We start from the raw sequence: 18,920 nt of genomic DNA, 5'->3' as shown, positions 1-18,920 counted from the left end.
AATTATTGTTTAGAATGAGATTTGTAAAATTCTACGTGAAATAGTCATCTTTTCTCATAACTTCAACTAAAATAAGGATAAAATCAAACTAATTATGAAATCTCATCCATACTTTAAATATAATGTATTAATAACATTTCGTTTGTCAAAATAAGCTAGACAACTTCTCATCTTCGATGAAACTCATAAATACTTCCAATGGTGTCCTGTAACCAAGAGATTTTCTTGGCCGATTATTGAGGGAATGTGCAACTTGAATAATATAATCGTCTGTAACTGTGTTGAAATCCATATCTTTGTCCAGACCGTTTCTTCTAAGCATACCATTTGAATGTTCATTAAGACCACGCTGCGAAAGTGTGCCTGGATCAGCAAAAAAGATAGATATATCGTGTTGGTTACTGATTGACTTCCAGCTGGAAAACTCTTTACCGCAGTCGAATGTAATGGATTTAAAGAGACGATAAGGTAAAGCCGAGAACATGCTGCCCAGTGCTTTTTCAATATCAGATGCTTTGCGACCTTCCGGTCGTAGGGTGATGATCATCTTGGAAACACGTTCAACAAGGGTGATGATTGCGCTGCCGTGATGACGTCCGACAATCGTATCGCCTTCAAGATGACCGAACTCTTTATCAAAGTCAGGGAATTCAACTGTTCTTTCTGAAATGTGACGTTTGAAAGTCTGACGACCTCTTTTCTCATGATGACCGTTAGGTTTTCTTTTCCCTTTCATCGGAAGTGACTGAACAGGAAGAATATCTTCCCTGAACATTCTGTACAGAGTTTTAACAGAGCAGCTGATAGATTCTTCATTCCTGCCTATGATAGTGTCAGGTGTCCAGCCGTCGGCTATTCTTTCTCGAATATAACTGGTCTGACGATTAGGAAGGACGATTTTATGTCTTCCACAACGGGATTTTCTTTTCTTATAGTTCTGATAGAATTCCAGTGCAGATATACCTGCTTTGAATGCATTAATCACATTATAGACGGTCTGTCTTGAACGCTTAATTCTCCGGCAAATCTCACTGCCCGAAATTTTCTGGTGGTAATATGATTCTATGAGCGCAAGTTCATCCGTGGTAAGATGTGTATAGGCCATTTGTGCTAACTCCTTATGTTTTCTTTGTTCGGAAATACATATTGAGTTTAGCACAGAAGGCTTTTTTAGTTGTCTAGCTTAATTTTACAATTGGCGGAAGTGGCTTATCTATTAATTTAGATAAGTCACTTCTTTTATGACACCATTTTATATAAATTTATCTACTTAAACTTATAATTTTTCTCTAAATACTCTTCTTCAGCACCAGTAAGCTCATACTTCATCAAAACATCATTCATAGACAGAAAAGTATTATCACGATAAAAATCAAAAAAGGCAGACCGAAGTCTACCTGGAGAATCTATTTAACTGTTAAACATTTTTCGTATAAGCCATCTTCTTCTTTGATACGTTCCACTAATGTAGAACCGATGTCAGATGGTGTTGCTGCAGTCTTGATGCCTGCTGCGTTCATTGCTTTGATCTTTTCAGCCGCTGTTCCTTTACCGCCTGAAATGATGGCACCTGCGTGGCCCATACGTTTTCCTGGAGGTGCTGTCTGGCCGCCGATGAAGCCGACAACAGGTTTCGTCATGTTCGCTTTCACCCATTCAGCTGCTTCTTCTTCAGCCGTTCCACCGATTTCACCGATCATGACAACCGCGAGTGTCTCAGGGTCGTTGTTGAACGCTTCTAGACAGTCGATGAAGTCTGTACCGTTGACCGGGTCCCCGCCGATACCGACAGCTGTTGTCTGGCCGATGCCAAGCTGTGTCAACTGATGAACCGCTTCATACGTCAATGTACCAGAACGGGAGACAACGCCGACGTGACCTTTTTTGTGGATGTAGCCCGGCATAATGCCGATCTTACATTCGTCCGCCGTGATGACACCTGGACAGTTAGGGCCGACAAGGCGTGTTTTCTTGCCCTGCATGTAGCGTTTCACTTTGACCATATCCAGTACTGGAATATGTTCTGTAATACAGATGGCAAGCTCAAGTTCTGCATCGACACATTCAATGATTGCGTCTGCAGCAAATGGTGCCGGCACATAGATGACTGAAACTGTTGCGCCTGTCGCTTGAACTGCTTCTTCGACTGTATTGAACACAGGAACGCCTTCCACTTCAAGGCCGCCTTTACCAGGTGTTACACCGGCAACGATCTGTGTCCCGTATTCAAGCATCTGTTTTGTATGAAACAGCGCTGTAGCGCCTGTAATCCCTTGTACTAATACTTTCGTATTTTTATCAATAAATACTCCCACGAATTTCTCCCCGCTTCCTATTTAGCTTGTTTAACTAATTCAACGATTTTCTGTGCGCCTTCTGCCATTGTACCTGCAGGTGTAATCGCTAAGCCGGAATTGCTTAGAATCTCTTTACCCTGATCAACGTTTGTCCCTTCAAGACGAACCACAAGTGGAATCGTTAACTCTAATTCTTTCGCCGCTGCAACGACACCTTCAGCGATGACATCACATTTCATGATGCCGCCGAAAATATTGACGAAAATACCTTCTACTTTGTCATCACCTAAGATGATTTTGAAAGCTTCTGTTACTTTCTCTTTTGTTGCGCCGCCTCCTACGTCCAGGAAGTTCGCGGGATTTCCGCCGAAGTGATTGATCGTATCCATCGTCGCCATCGCAAGACCTGCACCATTGACCATACAGCCGATGTTGCCGTCAAGTGCGATATACGCAAGGTCATATTTAGACGCTTCGATTTCTTTTGGATCTTCTTCTTCTAGGTCACGTAATTCAACGATATCTTTGTGACGGTATAATGCGTTCGCATCGAAGTTGATTTTTGCGTCCAGTGCCAGAACGTCACCTGAACCTGTTGTTACAAGAGGATTGATTTCGATGATTGATGCATCTTTTTTGATGAAGACATCATATAGGCCAAGCATGATTTTCACTGCTTTGTTTACAGATTCTTTCGGAATATTGATATTGAAAGCAAGTCTTCTTGCCTGGTAAGGCATTAAGCCGGTCACAGGATCGATGACTTCCTTGAAGATTTTTTCTGGGTTTGTTTCTGCGACTTCCTCAATCTCAGTTCCGCCTTCTTCTGACCCCATCAAGACCACTGAATCAGTCGCACGGTCAAGGACGAACCCTAAGTAGTACTCTTTTTGAATATCGCAGCCTTCTTCAACGAGTAGACGTTTCACTTCTTTACCTTCAGGACCCGTCTGGTGAGTGACCAGCACTTTACCAAGAAGTTCTTTAGCGTAAGCTTTTACTTCATCAAGATTTTTAGCAATTTTAACTCCGCCGGCCTTACCGCGGCCCCCGGCATGGATCTGCGCTTTAACGACATAGACGCCAGGTTTTAATTCCTTTGCTACTTTTACAGCTTCCTCAGGTGTATAAGCTACTGAACCTTCAGGCACAGCTACACCCATTGAGCGAAAAATTTCTTTTCCTTGATACTCATGGATATTCATTTTCCATCCTCCTAAAATACGGGTTAAATTTTGCTTACGTAGCAATTATAGAAAATGAAAGCGTTATTGTAAACCGTAATCGGCTATTATGTCATATTTATTGGTGTAGTATGATACTCTTGATCGGTTCAAATGTCCGGCGGTGAATCGGCGTGATTCCTAAGCGTTCGATTCCTTCCAGATGCTTCTTCGTGCCGTAGCCGGCATTATTCTTAAAATCATAGCCCGGATACTGGACGTCATAAGCCATCATCAGCCGGTCGCGGTATTCCTTGGCGATAATGCTTGCAGCCCCGATGGAGACGCTTCTTGAATCTCCTTTAATGAGGGCTTCTTCAACTAAGCCGGTACCGAGCGTCATGGCGTCGATAAGCAGGACAGACGGCTTCACGGTCAGACTTTCGACTGCCCGGCGCATCGCGAGCTTACTTGCCTCGTATATATTGATCGCATCAATCTCTTCGACTGTCGCCGTCCCTAGCGCATAATCACTGACAGCTGCAAGGAGCTGCGCTTCCAGCGACTGTCGTTTCTTTGCGGACAGCTGCTTGGAATCGGTCAGGCCGGGATAATAGTGACCCTCCTCCAGAATGACTGCACATGCGACGACTGGTCCTGCAAGCGGTCCACGGCCGACTTCGTCGATGCCGCAGATGATGTCACCGGCATACTGCGCTTCAAATGTGCTTGCCCTGTCGTAGTTCATGCGCTGCTCGCGTTCCAGGTCGAGCTGACGGAGCCTGCTCGTCACAAGCCTGCGGGCTCCGGTCCGTTCGTCCTCCTTGTAAATCTTGTTCAGCGCTGCTCTGTCGGTGAGTTCAGCGACTACCTTCTTCAGTTCATTCAGCGTCATCGGTCAGCTGCTCCAGCTCTGCCACCCGGTCAAATGTATAGCGGCCGAACTTGGCATTTCTGATTTCGCGGATGATGAGCTCTACGACGGATTCATAATCAGTCTCGCCGCCTTTATTTTTCATGCCGCGGCTGCGGCCGATCGCGTCAAACAGTTCGATGTACGGCGCATCGTCTGTGACGTCGATATTGTAATGTTTGTTCAATGTCGCGAGATCGTGCTGCTGCACAAACTCCAGACCGTAGATGGCCACTTCATCGAGATGGACGATGCTGTCTTTAATGGCACCGGTCAGGCTCAGTTTTTTGCCGACAAGCTGGTCTTCGAACTTCGGCCAGAGTATCCCAGGCGTATCAAGCAGCTCCAGCACTTTGCCGACTTTGATCCACTGCTGCTTCTTAGTGACACCAGGCGTATTGCCGGTCTTTGCGATCGATTTCTTTGCCAGCCGGTTGATCAGTGTCGATTTACCGACGTTCGGAATACCGACAATCATTGCTCTGATAGCACGCGGACGCAGGCCTTTCGCTGCCAGCCGGTCAAATTTTTCTTGTGTGACATGTTCTGCCGCTTTAACGACTTTATCTAAGTTCTTACCGTTCTTGGCATCAAGCATGACCGGATAAATACCTTGTTTCTCAAAGTGATTCATCCATTTCTGCGTCTCGCGCGGGTCAGCCATATCCATTTTATTCAGCAGCACGACTCTCGGCTTATCTTTAATCACTTCATCGATCATCGGATTTCTTGAAGAATACGGTATACGTGCATCGAGGAGTTCGAACACACAGTCGACCATCTTTAATTGTTCAGTTACTTCTCGTCTTGCTTTGGCCATATGGCCCGGGAACCATTGTATTGTCATTGATTGACCTCTTTTCTGTTATTATTGTAATAATCATATATACTTAAAATGTACTATAATAAGGTGTTAATTTCATCAAAACATTCCACAGTTAAAGGAGCCGTTATGAAGCTGTCACTTATCGTTCCGATATATAATGAAGAAAAAAATATAGCACGCCTTTACCATACTATCACAAAAACTATGGAACTGAATCAGTACGACTATGAATTAATCATGGTCAATGATGGTTCCCGTGATCATTCATTACCGCTCATAGAAAACTTAAGCTTCAAGGACACGCGGGTCAAATATATTTCTTTCAGCAGAAATTTCGGCAAAGAAGCGGCGATGCTTGCCGGGCTGGAAGCAGCGGCAGGCGATGCGGCCGTCATCTTGGATGCTGACCTGCAGCACCCGCCTGAGTTGATTCCACAGCTTGTGAACGCGTATCACGCAGGGTTCAATCAAGTGGTCGCCCGCCGTAACCGCCGTGGTGAGCCGCTGTTCAGAAGACTGCCGACCACTTTCTTCTATGCGCTTATCAACAACGCTGTTGATGTCAAGCTGACGGACGGTGAAGGTGATTTCAGACTGCTGTCACGGCCGGTCATTGACGCGATACTGTCACTCGACGAATACAACCGCTTTTCGAAGGGCATATATGACTGGGTCGGTTTCAACAAGAAGACGATTGAGTTCGACAATGTCGCACGGGAAAACGGCAGCTCCGCGTTTTCGTTCTTTAAGCTGATTGACTATGCCATTGACGGCATTTTGAGCTACAACAATAAGCCGCTCCGTGTCTGCTTTTATTTCGGTGCCTTCACGCTGAGTGTCTGTCTTGCCTACATATTAGTGACATTGATTCAGATCATCCAGAGCGGCATCGATGAACCCGGCTACTTCACCATCATCTCCGCCATTCTGTTTCTCGGCGGGGTGCAGCTGTTCAGCCTCGGCATCATCGGTGAGTATATCGGGAAGATCTACTACGAGACGAAAAGACGGCCGCATTATTTAATACAGCACGCCAATATTGAAGAGAAGGATGCAGAATCATGAGCTGCTTCAGCCATCCGTTCGTCAAGTTCGTGCTGGTCGGTCTGGTCAATACAGCGAATTATTACATCGTCTATCTCATACTGCTGACGCTCGGTCTGCCTTATCTCGCGAGTCATATCACAGGTTTTCTCGCGGCATTCGTCGTCTCCTATTTCCTGAACTGTTACTATGTGTATCAGGTGCAGCCGACAGTAAAAACGTTTCTGCAGTTTCCGTTGACGCAGGTGGTCAATATGGGGCTTCAAAGTGCGCTGCTCTATGTATTTGTCGCACTGCTTCATATCAGCCCGGCACTTGCACCCTTTCCGGCGCTCATCATCACTGTTCCTGTGACTTACGTCTTATCCAAAAAAATTCTTGTTAAGGAGTCATCATGAAAGTCATTAAACGTTCTGTGCTGTCAACCTTAATCTATTTGATGATTTTTCTCGTTCTAGCTGTCATCGGTCACAGTTTCTACATCTATCGTTTCCTGAAGGACGGCACGATTTTCACAGGTCCGAACGATGGTCTGGAGCAGATGCTGCCGATGCAGCTTTATTTATATCATAAAATAACGTCCGGCAAGTTCTTCTATGACATGGACTTCGGGCTCGGCGGCGACTTCTATACAGACCTTGCCTATTACTATTCCACGTCCGTCGTCTTTTTCGTCAACGTCATCGGCGTCAGACTGCTCGATGTGTTTCTATCGTTGAAGACGAACACGATTCAGTTCTGGGCAGTGAACGCCTTCTATATTTCCATCGTCAAGTCCGCTGCTGCGATGTATTTCACTTATTTATATTTGCGCTGGTTGAAAGTGAAGGAGCTGCCGGCTGTACTGGGCGCTTTTTTATTCCTGACGTCCGCCATTTATTTCCGCTTCACTTTATACTGGTCTTTCTTTTCAGATGTCTTTATTTTTCTGCCGCTGCTGCTGCTCGGCATCGAGCGGTATATTCAGGGCGGCAGAAAAGGGATGTTCATCACTGCTGCGGCGCTGATTTTCATCAATAATTTTTATTTTGCCTATTATCAGGTGCTGTTCGGCCTTATCTACTTTTTGATCCGCAACATTTTCAGACATCCTGATGACAAGCTGTCACGCTTAAAGCAGTGGACCGGCTTTATCATCATGTCGGCACTCGGTATCGGCATAGCGCTCTTCAGCTTCTTCTACGGCGTCAAAGGATTTATGCAGAACGACCGGGCGCCCTTCAAAGACCCGATCCCGCTGTTCAGCCCGTTCGATCAGCACGCGAATATTTTCTATGACAACTACCTGGTCATTGTCCTCTACATCACACTGCAGGCACTATTGACCTTTAAGTTCTACAAAAGTTATTACTACCGCTTGTTTGCACTGATGACGCTCGCTTTGATCTATTTAAGCTTTATGCCGTTCATCGACTCGGTGTTCAACGGCTTTTCAGCACCGCAGAAACGCTGGCATTACTTGCTGACGTTCTTCTCAAGCGGCCTGATTGCGATGTACATCTCGCGCTTCAAGACGATTTCCATCCAGAACTATCTGTATTCCATTATTCCGGGCGCAGTCATCGTGGGCCTCAGCTACGTTTATATCGCTAAGAAAGTAGACTGGATCTGGTTTTTGCCGCTGACGGCTGTCCTCGGCCTGCTCGTACTCATGATGAAACAGCAGTCGCTTAAACAAACCGCCTATATCGCGCTGGTCCTCAGTATAGCGGCGCTCGACCTTGTCGTCGTGAAAGACCATAATCTCTATGACAACTATAATCCGGGTATTAACGCCCGGGCAAAGATGTCATACATCGACTCAAGTGTCTATAACTCAGGTCTGCAGCAGCAGATCATCGATGAACTGAAATCAACATTGAAGCCCGGCGAACGGATTGACTGGCGCGTCCTCGAGCAGGACAATACGCCGATGTATCAGAGTTTCAGCGGTGTCAGCCTGTATTCCAGTATATTTGACGGCAGCATTATCGATTACTTTTACAACAAGCTGAAAATCAATATTAAAGAGGAGTCCATCAGCCGCTACTCCGGCCTGCAGGAAAGAAGTAATCTTGAATCGCTCTTCAATGTGCGTTATGTCGTCAGAAAAGACTACCAGCATGATGTTCCTGAGAACTTCAAGCTGATCCGCACAGTTGGCAGATACCGCATCTATGAAAATACAAAGATGCTGCCGGTCGTCAGAATCACCAGCAATATTACACAGCAGGACACGCTCACTGAACCGATCGACCGGGAGCATGCGATGATTGAAGGCGTCGTGCTGCAGCATGCGAAGACTAACTTTCAGCTCCCGCGTTCTGACAATCTGCTCGCTGAGTCGCACGTCACGCCGAGCGGTGGCCAGTGGCTGAAAGACGACATCCTAAAAGTTGAGCCACCGAGCGGCGGCGTCATCGTCACTCTGCCTCAGCATGCACTCAATAATAAGGAGTTCTACATTGATATGACAGTCACATTGACATCTGCTGAAAGTAATATCCAGATCAATGTCAACGGCTACGCCAACAACCGGCTGTTCAAGACGAGTAAGTACCGGACGCATCAGGATCACCTTCTCTACCGGGTGAAACCTAAGGACGGCAAAATATTGGTCGGCCTGACTCACGGCACTTACCGTTTCAAGATCAATGGCATCTACGGTGAGGACTATAAGACGCTGACACAGGCCGCTGGTCATACGGATCACATATTCAAGGAGGACGGCAACAAAATGTCAGTCACGCTGCACGATCCGCAGTCCGGCTATTTGATCACACCGATTGTCTACCGCGACGGTTTGACGGCAGAAGTTGACGGCCGTGCCGTGCCGGTCAAACGTGCCAACTATTTGATGAGCGCGGTCAAAGTGACGAGCGGCAGCCATATCGTCACGTTTAAATATATACCGCCCTATTTCTATTTAATGGTGACAGTGTCTATATTATCTGCTGGACTCAGCGTGCTTTATATTTACGGACGAAGAAGGAATGAGCGCCATGATGAAACCACTTAACAGACTGCCCGCAAAGCTGCTGACGCTTTGTCTGCTGCTGTCACTGGCAGCGCATAGCGTCGTCATTTACCGCTTCTTTGCTGCCGGTACATTGTTTACCGGTAAAGGCGACGGTCTTGCGCAGATGATTCCGTTTCAGATGTATTTATATGAGCAGTTCTCCCATTTCAATTTCTTCTATGATATGGGCTTTGGTATCGGCGGTGATTTTTTCAGAAGTCTTGCCTATTATTATTCGACTTCTCCGATCGCCTATCTTTATTTCACCGTTGTCTATGTGCTGGACCTTATACTGCCGCTGCCGACCCAGCATGTTGATTTCTGGGCGGTCAATCAGCTGACCGTCTCCATCTTCAAGCTGGCGGTCATCATTTACGTGATGTTCCGGATGCTGCGTTATTTCGGCATCAATAAGTATGCCGCCATGACCGGTGCGATGCTTTACAGCTATTCGACCGTTTATTTCTTCTTCACCTTCACATGGAGCTTCTTCAGCGACGTCATGCTGTACTTGCCGCTGACGATTCTCGGTATGGAGCGCTTTTTCCATGAGAAGAAAATCGGACTGTTCATTTTAGGGATTGCAGTGACGCTGCATTCCAACTTTTATTTCAGCTACTATGAATTTATCTTCGTCTTATTTTATTTTCTGTACCGCACGATTTATCCGAAGCGCAGCGACATTGTGCCGCGGCTCACTAAAGTCTGTGTGCTGACCATCGCCGTACTGCTGGCCGTGATGACTGCTGCGGTCGGCTTTTATACCGGTGTAACCAGCTATCTGCTGAACGACCGGACACTGCCGCCGCTTAAGCTGAAGCCGTTCATCGACTTCAATATACTTTATAATGTGTTTTATCACGGCTACTACGTTGTCATCCCGTTTATTACAGTGATGGCACTCATCACCTTCAAGCTGTACCGTAACTACACGTTCAGATTGTTTGCCGTCATCACGCTGCTCTTTCTTGCGGGCTCTTTGTCACCGCTCTTTGACAGTTTCTTCAACGGCTTTTCCATCGATCAGCGCCGCTGGGTATACTTTCTTGTCTTCTCGTCGGCTGTCGTCTGTGCGGTCTATTTACAGCACATCCGTACGCTGTCAGCAAAAGATATAGCGGTGTCATTGCTTCCTGTCGTCATCATCTATCCGCTGTCCATCTACAGCACTCATCAGTGGCTGCCGTGGCTTGTATTTGTACCGGTGATTATCACGCTCATCTTCATGGTCCCCCGGTCTGAGCAGCGGCTGTACGTGCTGCTGACAGGTGTCATCATCTACGGGAACTTCTACTTTGTCCACGACTACATTACAGCGCAGATGGATACTCTTCATCCGGCAGACATCAGAAATATGAAGTTCATCCATTCGGGCAATTACAACAGTGCAGTCCAGCAGTCCATGATACAGACCGTGACAACGAGACATCCGTCAGAACGGATCGACTGGCAGACTTCTGCGACGCATAACACGCCGATGTATCAGCATTTCAACGGCATCAAGCTGTATTCCAGCATCTTTGATAAGGATATTTATCAGTTTTACGACAAAGCGCTTAATATTACGATGGACACAGACAGCAACAGCATTTATTACCGGCTCGGTGAACGTGCCAATCTGTATGCGCTCTTTAACGTCAATCACAGCCTGCGGACGAACAACACAGCGACACTGCCTTATGGTTTCAGGGCAGTGGACAAGCGGAGTGACGCCGTGCAGCATTATACGATGTATGCCAACCAGTATCAGCTGCCGGTCGTCAGAGTGACCGATCGCGTGTTTTCCCCGTCTGCCTTGAAGACACCGATTGACCGGGAGCATGCGATGCTGCGTGGTGTCGTGCTGGAAGATACGCCGGCAAATGCTGCAGTGGCACCGGCAAGGAACCTGCTCCCGCATGCCCGCGTGACGTTTCATCATGCCGCTTTGAACGGGACTCATTTAGCCGTCGATCAGGATCAGGGCGGGATGACATTCACGCTGGATAAAGAGCTGGCAAACCGCTACAAAGATTTATATATCGACGTCAGCATCGAACTGAAAAGTCCGAGCAAGTATCATTACGTCTGGTTCAATGAGATCTATCAGTCAAGAAAGCCGCTCGATGATGATTATAGACGGTTCAACCCGAGGATCACCATGCGGATCAAATCAAGTCCGACGATTGACCTGAAGCTGATGACCGGCCGCTACACGGTCAAGATCAACGGCATATACGGCGAGGACTACAGGACGCTGCAAGCCGCGGCACACGCTCCGACGCACCAGCTGAAACAAGCGGGCAGTAAGCTTGTCGTCACGCTCGGCACGCATGACCCCGGCTATGCAGTCATACCGACCCCTTACTTAAAAGGTATGACTGCCCGTGTCGACGGCAGAGCGGCTGAAATCATGGAAGGCAATTATTTGATGACCGCTGTCAAAATAGGTGCTGATGCCAGACAGATCGTTATCAGCTACACGCCGCCTTGGTTCCATCTCATGCAGCTGATCAGCATTATAGGCATTCTGTCTGCCGTCGTCTTCTCCCGGAAATTATACCGCCGTGAACTTTTTCCAAAGGAATACCGCGCTGTCTCCAATGAAGAAGACATTGACTACGTGGCACCGGAACAGCCGCTTGATGACCTCTAGTAAGTCCTGCAGAACTGTGCAGGGCTTTTTTTATGGCGATAAAAATCCGCAAAAAAAAGCCCTTGACTGATCAAGGGCTGTCATATCATAAGATATGCGTTTTTATTAGCGAATTTCTTTAATACGAGCCGCTTTACCGCGAAGGCTGCGTAAGTAGTAAAGTTTCGCACGACGTACTTTACCACGACGTAATACTTCTAACTTCTCGATTTTTGGAGTGTGTACTGGGAAAGTACGTTCTACACCCACACCGTAAGAGATCTTACGAACCGTGAAAGTTTCAGAGATACCGCCGCCACGACGTTTGATAACAACACCTTCGTATAACTGAACACGTTCGCGAGTTCCCTCTACGATACGTACGTGTACACGTACTGTGTCACCAGGACGGAATGATGGTAGATCTGTACGCAATTGGTCTTTTGTAATTGCATCGATTAATTGATTATTCATATTTTCTTCTCCTTCTGCCTATGTTCTTAAATCATTGAATTCAGCGGACCATAGTGATTGTTGTGTTTTCACACTTTTAGTATCATACCATAATGATGATAGAATTTCAATCACTAATCTTAATTTTCCTCATAACCGAGTGATTTTAAATACTTCAAGTCGTCTTTAGTGAGCGGATAACTCTCAAGCAGGTCCGGACGACGTTCATACGTGCGCTTCAGTGACTGCTCATGACGCCACTCAGCAATCCGCTGATGATTGCCGCTCATGAGGACATCCGGCACAGTCATGCCTTCGTAGTCAGAAGGTCTCGTATACTGCGGATGTTCAAGCAGTCCTGACGAGAACGAGTCATCTTCATGAGAGACCTGATTGCCGAGGACATCCGGGATGAGCCGGACAATCGCATCTGTCATCGTCATCGCCGCAAGCTCCCCGCCGGTCAGCACGAAGTCGCCGAGCGATAGTTCATCAGTGACCAGCTCAGTACGAATTCGTTCATCATAGCCTTCGTAATGCCCGCAGATGAAGACGAGGTGCTCAGCGTGTGCAAGCTCCTCTGCCTTCTGCTGGTTGAACGGCTCACCTTGCGGACACATGAGGACGATACGTGTCTGTTCAGTCGTCTCAAGTGCTTTCATCGCATTGAACACGGGTTCAGGCTTCAGCACCATCCCCTGACCGCCGCCGTACGGATAATCATCGACCTGGGCATGCTTGTTAAGCGCATAGTCGCGGAAGTTCACCGTGTTCAATGTGACAATGCCTTTATCCTGTGACCGCTTCATAATCGAATGGTTCAACGTCTCAAACATCTCAGGAAACAATGTCAGAAAATCGATTCTCACGACAGCAGCCCGTCCATCGCTTCTATTTCAATTGTCTTGTTGTCGACATCGACTTTTTTGACGACGTCCGCGATATAAGGGATGAGATGCTCCTTATCGCCTTTAACGACCCAGACGTCATTTGCTCCTGTCTCAAAGATATCAGTGACCCGGCCGATCGGTTCGCCTTCATTGAACACTGTGCAGCCGATGATGTCGTGATAGTAGTACTCATGTTCAGCAAGCGCAATCTCCACTTCCTCAAGCTCCTGAAAGACATCTGCCCCTTTATACTGCTCAACCGCATTAATATTCAAAAGCCCGTCAAATGTCAACAGATGAAAGTTTTTGTGCGTGCGATACGACTTGATCTTGACGACCGTTTCTTCCTTACCCGACTGGATAATGAGCTCGTGACCCGGCTGGAAGCGTTCCTTTGTGAAATCCGATTCAGACAGCACTCTCACTTCCCCTTTAATCCCGTGCATATTGACAATCTTACCGACATTTACTTTCATGGCATTCCCTCCTAATGAAAAAAGAGCACCACACGGGCACCCTTAATCAATTTCTACAAACACTCTTTTGCCGTTCTCGCTGCGGCTGGCGGCAAGCGTGCGGACCGCTTTTGCGATGCGCCCCTGCCTGCCGATCACCTTGCCCGTATCATCAGGGTGTACACTCAAATAATACGTCACACTATTCGCATGTTCTTCCTTGGAAATTTCAATCTCTTCGGGAAAATCGACGAGCGGTTCAATGATAGTTTGTAATAATTTTTCCATTATTACTTCGCGATTTTAGAGTTATGGAATTTCTCCATAATTCCTTGCGTAGATAAAATGTTACGTACTGTATCCGTCGGTTTCGCACCGTCAGCTAACCATTTTAAAGCTAATTCTTCATTAACTTTGATTTCTGCTGCTGGTTTCGCAACTGGATTGTAAGTTCCGATTGCTTCGATGATACGTCCGTCACGAGGCGCACGAGCGTCTGCAACTACGATACGGTAGAACGGGTTTCTTTTTGAACCCATACGTGTTAAACGAATTTTAACTGCCATTATAAAATCTCTCCATTTCATTTCTTAATCTCAAGTACATACTATAACAGGATATCGAATCGCTGTAAAGTGTTTTTTCTTTACAGGCTGAAATTATTTACAATATTACTGAATCCAAGTGATTCCGTGTCATAGTAAAAGCCCTCCGTTACCGGAGAGCCCATTGTTATTCATTCGGGTCGTTCTCTGCATCTTCATGCGTTTTATGAACCGTACCTGGTTCGTGGTCCGGTCCGGCATAGATGGAATAGATCTTCAGCGGCTCAGTGCCTTTGTTAGTGACGTTATGCCAAGTGTCAGCCGGCACGATGATTGCGTCATCCGCTTTCACTTCTTTTTCGAAGTTCAAGTTATCTTCAGACGGTCCCATCTGGCATAACCCTTCACCCTGCTCAATACGCAGAAACTGATCGATGCCCTCATGCACTTCCAGCCCGATATCATCGCCCGGCTGAATCGTCATCAATGTGACCTGCAGTTTCTCTCCGGTCCATATCGTCGTACGGAAATTTTCGTTGTCAAGCGTCATACCTTCAATATTTTCGGCAAACGGTTTCTTTCCCTGGTCTTCGTAATTATAAGCCATTGTCAAACCTCCTGAAAATTTTGGTTATGCTCTGTTATACCCATTTTCCGCATGTTCAATCTTACCCGTCACCTTCAGGCAGCGTTTTAACGAAAAAGATGAGCACAATTGTCTGAAGGCACAGCATCAGGCACAGACCAAGGCGGATGTAAAAATGATCAATCATATAGATTGAGAAGCCGACGACAATATAGACGCTGATTAACAGCTCTATTTTCCGTGTCATCGTATAGCCGCGGTACTTCCTGAAATCCTCGACGTAAGCCTGGTACGGCTTCGTCCGTATCAGCCAGCTGTGAAATCGCTCAGAGCTCCTCGCAAAGCACAAACCAGCAAGCAGGAGAAAAGGGGTCGTCGGCAGAAGCGGCATGATGACGCCGATGAATCCAAGAATGGCACTGATACTTCCGATAATCAGCAGAATAACCCTCATCTTCTGCCTCCTTCCTTCTCCTTCATTTTAACATGAAGGAGACTATAAAAAATACACCCGGCATGCCAGGTGCATATGGTTCTTATTTCTGCGCAAAATATGCATCGACAATCGGCTTCACGCGTTCACCGTACAGCCTGATTGCGTTCATTGTCCTGTCATGCGTCATAGAGCCCATCGGCAGATGAATCATGAAGCGGTCAAGTCCAAGCCCTTCCGCAGTGTCAATGATCTTCTGCGCGACGCGTTCAGGACTGCCGACATACAGAGCACCGTGCTCAATTTCATGCATATACGCCTGTTCAGAATACGGCGGCCAGCCGCGTTCTTTCGCCAGGACATTGTGACTTGCAGCAGTCGGCGGATAGTATTCTTGGAATGCCTGTTCATCTGTCTCTGCGATGTAGCCCCATGAGTGCGTCGCTATCTTCAGCCTGCTCTTATCAACCCCATGACTGTCAGCGGCTGCGTGATAGACAGCAATGTTCTGCCGGAAACGCAGCGGATTGCCGCCGATAATGGCATAAGTGATCGGCAGACCGAGCGCGCCTGCTCTATAAGATGATTCAGGCGTGCCGCCCGTCGCGAGATATATCGGAAGCTCGTCCTGCACCGCACGCGGGTAGACACCTTTATTTTCGATCGGCTGGCGCGTTGAACCGGACCAGGTGACCCGCTCATTGTTGTTGACCGCCATCAATAAGTCCAGCTTCTCTTCATATAACATTTCGTAGTCCCTTAAGTCATAGCCGAACAGCGGAAACGACTCGATGAATGACCCGCGGCCTGCCATAATTTCAGCGCGGCCGTTTGATAACGCATCAAGTGTCGCAAATCGCTGGTACACACGCACAGGGTCATCAGAGGACAATACTGTCACAGCCGAAGATAATCTGATGCGGCTCGTCTGCGCGGCCGCTGCAGCAAGTATGGTCACCGGATCAGACACCGCATAATCCGCACGATGATGCTCGCCGAGTCCATATATATCAAGGCCGAGCGAATCGGCCAGCTTGATTTCCTCCACGATATTGCGGATTCGCTCATCCGCAGGAATTTTGTCCTGTATTCCTTCAGGTGTATGAATTCTATTGTTGTCACCGAATGATGTAATCCCAAGTTCTATCTTCATGAATGACCACTCTTTCTAGTATAATTTTTATATCAACTAAAATTATAACCGAAAAGAGGCGGATATCAATTGTTTTGTTCAGGCCGGCTGATATTTCCTCTTTGCCAGCCGCCATAACACGATAATCAGTACAATGCTCAGCGCAGTATCCACTATGCCGCCTTCAAGACCGAAGAAACCGCCGTTCAGCAGTGTCATATCTTTATGCAGCACCGTTGTGACGACCGACGCCGGCAGCCCTTCGCCGCTGACTTCAATACCGAGCACGACACCGAGCATAATATTCCAGAAACTGTGGGCAGCACCCGTCAGCCAGATATTATCCGTCCAGTAGAAGAGCAGCGAGAAGACGATGCCGGCAAGCAGCAGGTTGATAAACGTCAGTATGCTCATATTCGAATTCATCAAGTGCAGCGCCGCAAACAACAGGGAGTTGATCAGTATCCCTGCCATGACACCGAGCTGCCGGCTGATCTTATTCATAATAAACCCCCGGCAGATGACCTCTTCTGTCAGCCCCTGCACCATGAAGCCGAGCGTAAGCCCGATCACTGTCAGCCATTCAATCTGTGCAGGCACCGTCGTCGACAAAGCACCCGCCAGCAGATTGATGTCATATTCAAGCAGAATAGCACCAGCGCCAAGCAGTGCACCAATGACATACTTGCCCGGCAGCTGTCTGCCGAAAAATCCGAGCGCACCAACCGGATGACGGTAGAAGAACTTGTTGATGATAAAGATGAGCAGTAACGTTGCCGGGAAGCCGAGCAGCGACAAATACGTGTTCGCCTTATTACTGTTCATCAGCTCATCCAGAGTGATGGACTGATCAACCATTAAAATAACCGGAATCGCGATAAGCGTCGCAATAAGCGGACCGATCAGAAACGCCGCAATGGTCCAGAGTATCGTCGTCCACCAGCGCGGATCCTTCTCGTGATTCGTAGATAACTGCATACTATGATTCAACTTCATTATAACCACTCCTTCACAACAATATTATCACCCATACCAATCACAGCGGCAAAAGCACAGGATATTTAAGATAACTTTAAGAAAAAAGTGGACGTCACCATTAAGATGCGTCCACAGATCAATCTATTTCATTCAATTTTACCGGCTGTGCTTCGGATCATCTCCGTACTGATTTGTACCTTGCTCTCCTTCTTTCATCATCGTAAAGATCATGAAGATAAAGTAGCCGAGTAATGTAATAAACAGCAGAATGCTGCTGACTACAATCGTGTTATTAATATAGTCGTTAGTAACGCCTTTATTCAATTCACTTTCGCCAAAATTAGGAAACAACATAACAATCAATGTCAGCGCGAACATCGGAACGGCCCATTTCCCGCTCAGTCCGTTGTCATGAAATCTTCTGACAGTGACTGAAAAATCCGGAACCAGGAAAATAACAGCAAGTATCATCGTAACCGCGTAGTTCGCTGTCCCCTTAACATGCAGCGCCTCCAGCAGACAGCTGATCAACACAGTAATAAGTGAGTTGAACAGCACAGACCACCAGTATTCCTTGCGCCTGGCACGGCCCGACATGTTAAAAGTATTCTTCCAGTAACTGATATAAGCTTCCAGTGGATTCATCGGTATTTTCTGCAAAACAGTTCCTCATTTCTCTCTATAATAGTTTAATTATAGATTAAAATACTTTTATTGTAAATGAAGTTATAAATTACTTTTTAATAAATAATATAGTCTTTATCATCTCATAATAAAAAGTCACTGAATATAATACTCAGTGACTTTAGCAGGACCATGAATTAACGATTAATGCTTTCATTTGATTGATCTTCTGTACCAGCAGCTTTTGCAGCAGCTTTCTTCATATTCTTTCTAGCTATATCAAACTTACTTTCATTATTACTTTTAGACGCAGCATCTTTCGTCGGCCACGGTGTCTGATTCTTTTTCAAGTCAGTATACTGATTGAATAGATTTGCCATCGTTATCACTCATTTCATATTTAATAACTCATTATAAACGAAAAGCTGATATTAGTATAGTAAACGATAGAGATAGTAAAAGTACCCGTCTTAAAACATCCCATGTGTTTATATCTCACTTATACCTAAAACTACTGAATCGTCTACACTTAGTTGGACAATTTCTATGTGAATAGATATTGTTAATCTAAGAAAGTAGGCGATTTATTTATGTCACGAGAAAGAAGAAGTTTCAGTCCTGAGTTTAAACTACAGATGGTCAAACTTTATGAGAACGGTAAACCTAGAAATGAAATTGTACGTGAATATGACCTGACGCCTTCGGCATTAGGAAAATGGATCAAACAACATCAGTCCACAGGATCATTTCTGAACAATGACAATATGAGTGATGAAGAGAAGGAAATGAAAAGATTACGTAAAGAGAATCAGCAGCTGAAGATGGAGAATGACATTTTAGTTTTGCAGCGCTGATCATGGGACGAAGATAGCCGTCATTCGTGAGAATGCCGAGAAATATTCAGTATCAGCAATGTGTAAAGTCCTGCAGATTCCCAGAAGCACCTACTATTATGAAGTGAATAAACTG

At 46.4% G+C, this 18,920-nt stretch carries 20 protein-coding genes and 1 pseudogene; 5 read left to right on the top strand and 16 right to left on the bottom strand.

What is annotated here, in order from left to right; genetic code table 11:
• Nucleotides 1-145 precede the first annotated feature (145 nt).
• The 5 genes from ERX35_RS09850 to ylqF form a co-directional block, all read right to left on the bottom strand.
• Nucleotides 146-1,105 (bottom strand): IS30 family transposase, encoded by a 960-nt coding sequence (locus ERX35_RS09850; RefSeq protein ID WP_149459732.1) that lies wholly within the window; start codon nucleotides 1,103-1,105, stop codon nucleotides 146-148.
• Between the two features lie 301 nt (nucleotides 1,106-1,406).
• Entirely contained in the window at nucleotides 1,407-2,315 is a 909-nt protein-coding gene (gene sucD, locus ERX35_RS09845; RefSeq protein WP_149459731.1) for a succinate--CoA ligase subunit alpha, read from the bottom strand.
• Nucleotides 2,316-2,332: 17 nt separating this feature from the next.
• Complete coding sequence (gene sucC / locus ERX35_RS09840) at nucleotides 2,333-3,502, bottom strand: ADP-forming succinate--CoA ligase subunit beta (protein ID WP_149459730.1); 1,170 nt, start codon at nucleotides 3,500-3,502, stop codon at nucleotides 2,333-2,335.
• A 97-nt stretch (nucleotides 3,503-3,599) separates the two neighbouring features.
• Nucleotides 3,600-4,355, bottom strand: coding sequence for a ribonuclease HII (locus tag ERX35_RS09835; protein WP_149459729.1), 756 nt, complete (start codon nucleotides 4,353-4,355; stop codon nucleotides 3,600-3,602).
• A complete protein-coding gene (gene ylqF / locus ERX35_RS09830) occupies nucleotides 4,342-5,220 on the bottom strand; it encodes a ribosome biogenesis GTPase YlqF (RefSeq protein WP_149459728.1) in 879 nt (292 codons plus the stop codon). Before ylqF ends, ERX35_RS09835 begins: the two co-directional genes overlap by 14 nt.
• Nucleotides 5,221-5,325: 105 nt before the next feature.
• Here ylqF and ERX35_RS09825 point away from each other — a divergent pair, with 105 nt between their 5' ends.
• From ERX35_RS09825 to ERX35_RS09810, 4 genes are read left to right on the top strand one after another with little or no spacing between them, the layout of a single operon-like run.
• Nucleotides 5,326-6,264, top strand: coding sequence for a glycosyltransferase family 2 protein (locus ERX35_RS09825; protein ID WP_149459727.1), 939 nt, complete (start codon nucleotides 5,326-5,328; stop codon nucleotides 6,262-6,264).
• On the top strand, nucleotides 6,261-6,641 hold the full coding sequence (locus ERX35_RS09820; RefSeq protein WP_149459726.1) for a GtrA family protein: 381 nt from the start codon (nucleotides 6,261-6,263) through the stop codon (nucleotides 6,639-6,641). Before ERX35_RS09825 ends, ERX35_RS09820 begins: the two co-directional genes overlap by 4 nt.
• Complete coding sequence (locus tag ERX35_RS09815) at nucleotides 6,638-9,241, top strand: YfhO family protein (RefSeq protein WP_246143155.1); 2,604 nt, start codon at nucleotides 6,638-6,640, stop codon at nucleotides 9,239-9,241. Before ERX35_RS09820 ends, ERX35_RS09815 begins: the two co-directional genes overlap by 4 nt.
• Nucleotides 9,225-11,876: a YfhO family protein gene (locus tag ERX35_RS09810; RefSeq protein WP_170234609.1), complete on the top strand. Its 2,652-nt coding sequence runs from the start codon at nucleotides 9,225-9,227 to the stop codon at nucleotides 11,874-11,876. Before ERX35_RS09815 ends, ERX35_RS09810 begins: the two co-directional genes overlap by 17 nt.
• Nucleotides 11,877-11,981: 105 nt before the next feature.
• Here ERX35_RS09810 and rplS read toward each other — a convergent pair whose 3' ends face one another.
• The 11 genes from rplS to ERX35_RS09755 form a co-directional block, all read right to left on the bottom strand.
• On the bottom strand, nucleotides 11,982-12,329 hold the full coding sequence (gene rplS / locus ERX35_RS09805) for a 50S ribosomal protein L19 (RefSeq protein WP_149459724.1): 348 nt from the start codon (nucleotides 12,327-12,329) through the stop codon (nucleotides 11,982-11,984).
• Between the two features lie 119 nt (nucleotides 12,330-12,448).
• The gene (gene trmD, locus ERX35_RS09800) at nucleotides 12,449-13,177 is read right to left on the bottom strand and encodes a tRNA (guanosine(37)-N1)-methyltransferase TrmD (protein ID WP_149459723.1); all 729 of its coding nucleotides are present in this window, start codon (nucleotides 13,175-13,177) and stop codon (nucleotides 12,449-12,451) included.
• Nucleotides 13,174-13,674 (bottom strand): ribosome maturation factor RimM, encoded by a 501-nt coding sequence (gene rimM / locus ERX35_RS09795; protein ID WP_149459722.1) that lies wholly within the window; start codon nucleotides 13,672-13,674, stop codon nucleotides 13,174-13,176. The genes trmD and rimM overlap by 4 nt, the downstream gene beginning before the upstream one ends.
• A 42-nt stretch (nucleotides 13,675-13,716) precedes the next feature.
• Entirely contained in the window at nucleotides 13,717-13,941 is a 225-nt protein-coding gene (locus tag ERX35_RS09790) for a KH domain-containing protein (protein ID WP_149459721.1), read from the bottom strand.
• Nucleotides 13,942-13,943: 2 nt separating this feature from the next.
• On the bottom strand, nucleotides 13,944-14,219 hold the full coding sequence (rpsP, locus tag ERX35_RS09785; RefSeq protein WP_149459720.1) for a 30S ribosomal protein S16: 276 nt from the start codon (nucleotides 14,217-14,219) through the stop codon (nucleotides 13,944-13,946).
• Nucleotides 14,220-14,385: 166 nt separating this feature from the next.
• Nucleotides 14,386-14,805 (bottom strand): cupin domain-containing protein, encoded by a 420-nt coding sequence (locus tag ERX35_RS09780; RefSeq protein WP_149459719.1) that lies wholly within the window; start codon nucleotides 14,803-14,805, stop codon nucleotides 14,386-14,388.
• A 61-nt stretch (nucleotides 14,806-14,866) separates the two neighbouring features.
• Nucleotides 14,867-15,238 (bottom strand): YbaN family protein, encoded by a 372-nt coding sequence (locus ERX35_RS09775; protein ID WP_149459718.1) that lies wholly within the window; start codon nucleotides 15,236-15,238, stop codon nucleotides 14,867-14,869.
• An 82-nt stretch (nucleotides 15,239-15,320) separates the two neighbouring features.
• Complete coding sequence (locus ERX35_RS09770; RefSeq protein WP_149459717.1) at nucleotides 15,321-16,370, bottom strand: LLM class flavin-dependent oxidoreductase; 1,050 nt, start codon at nucleotides 16,368-16,370, stop codon at nucleotides 15,321-15,323.
• 78 nt (nucleotides 16,371-16,448) lie between these two features.
• A complete protein-coding gene (locus tag ERX35_RS09765; RefSeq protein WP_149459716.1) occupies nucleotides 16,449-17,345 on the bottom strand; it encodes a CPBP family intramembrane glutamic endopeptidase in 897 nt (298 codons plus the stop codon).
• A 138-nt stretch (nucleotides 17,346-17,483) separates the two neighbouring features.
• Nucleotides 17,484-17,987 (bottom strand): DUF805 domain-containing protein, encoded by a 504-nt coding sequence (locus ERX35_RS09760; RefSeq protein ID WP_149459715.1) that lies wholly within the window; start codon nucleotides 17,985-17,987, stop codon nucleotides 17,484-17,486.
• Nucleotides 17,988-18,148: 161 nt separating this feature from the next.
• Entirely contained in the window at nucleotides 18,149-18,331 is a 183-nt protein-coding gene (locus ERX35_RS09755; RefSeq protein WP_149459714.1) for a hypothetical protein, read from the bottom strand.
• Nucleotides 18,332-18,541: 210 nt separating this feature from the next.
• Here ERX35_RS09755 and ERX35_RS09750 point away from each other — a divergent pair.
• A pseudogene (locus ERX35_RS09750) lies at nucleotides 18,542-18,920 on the top strand (transposase); the annotation flags it as partial.

This window comes from Macrococcus equipercicus (assembly GCF_004359525.2).
In the GTDB taxonomy this organism is placed as follows: Bacteria; Bacillota; Bacilli; order Staphylococcales; family Staphylococcaceae; genus Macrococcus; species Macrococcus equipercicus.
Note: the sequence above shows the minus strand (reverse complement) of the source record. Positions and strands in the feature narration are given on the sequence as shown.

Excerpts from the sequence above, each read along its gene's own strand:
- ERX35_RS09850 (WP_149459732.1), bottom strand. The coding sequence starts at position 1,105 with ATGGCCTATACACATCTTACCACGGATGAACTTGCGCTCATAGAATCA.
- sucC (WP_149459730.1), bottom strand. The coding sequence starts at position 3,502 with ATGAATATCCATGAGTATCAAGGAAAAGAAATTTTTCGCTCAATGGGT.
- ERX35_RS09835 (WP_149459729.1), bottom strand. The coding sequence starts at position 4,355 with ATGACGCTGAATGAACTGAAGAAGGTAGTCGCTGAACTCACCGACAGA.
- ylqF (WP_149459728.1), bottom strand. The coding sequence starts at position 5,220 with ATGACAATACAATGGTTCCCGGGCCATATGGCCAAAGCAAGACGAGAA.
- ERX35_RS09825 (WP_149459727.1), top strand. The coding sequence starts at position 5,326 with ATGAAGCTGTCACTTATCGTTCCGATATATAATGAAGAAAAAAATATA.
- ERX35_RS09820 (WP_149459726.1), top strand. The coding sequence starts at position 6,261 with ATGAGCTGCTTCAGCCATCCGTTCGTCAAGTTCGTGCTGGTCGGTCTG.
- ERX35_RS09815 (WP_246143155.1), top strand. The coding sequence starts at position 6,638 with ATGAAAGTCATTAAACGTTCTGTGCTGTCAACCTTAATCTATTTGATG.
- ERX35_RS09810 (WP_170234609.1), top strand. The coding sequence starts at position 9,225 with ATGATGAAACCACTTAACAGACTGCCCGCAAAGCTGCTGACGCTTTGT.
- rplS (WP_149459724.1), bottom strand. The coding sequence starts at position 12,329 with ATGAATAATCAATTAATCGATGCAATTACAAAAGACCAATTGCGTACA.
- rimM (WP_149459722.1), bottom strand. The coding sequence starts at position 13,674 with ATGAAAGTAAATGTCGGTAAGATTGTCAATATGCACGGGATTAAAGGG.
- ERX35_RS09790 (WP_149459721.1), bottom strand. The coding sequence starts at position 13,941 with ATGGAAAAATTATTACAAACTATCATTGAACCGCTCGTCGATTTTCCC.
- rpsP (WP_149459720.1), bottom strand. The coding sequence starts at position 14,219 with ATGGCAGTTAAAATTCGTTTAACACGTATGGGTTCAAAAAGAAACCCG.
- ERX35_RS09780 (WP_149459719.1), bottom strand. The coding sequence starts at position 14,805 with ATGGCTTATAATTACGAAGACCAGGGAAAGAAACCGTTTGCCGAAAAT.
- ERX35_RS09775 (WP_149459718.1), bottom strand. The coding sequence starts at position 15,238 with ATGAGGGTTATTCTGCTGATTATCGGAAGTATCAGTGCCATTCTTGGA.
- ERX35_RS09770 (WP_149459717.1), bottom strand. The coding sequence starts at position 16,370 with ATGAAGATAGAACTTGGGATTACATCATTCGGTGACAACAATAGAATT.
- ERX35_RS09765 (WP_149459716.1), bottom strand. The coding sequence starts at position 17,345 with ATGAAGTTGAATCATAGTATGCAGTTATCTACGAATCACGAGAAGGAT.
- ERX35_RS09755 (WP_149459714.1), bottom strand. The coding sequence starts at position 18,331 with ATGGCAAATCTATTCAATCAGTATACTGACTTGAAAAAGAATCAGACA.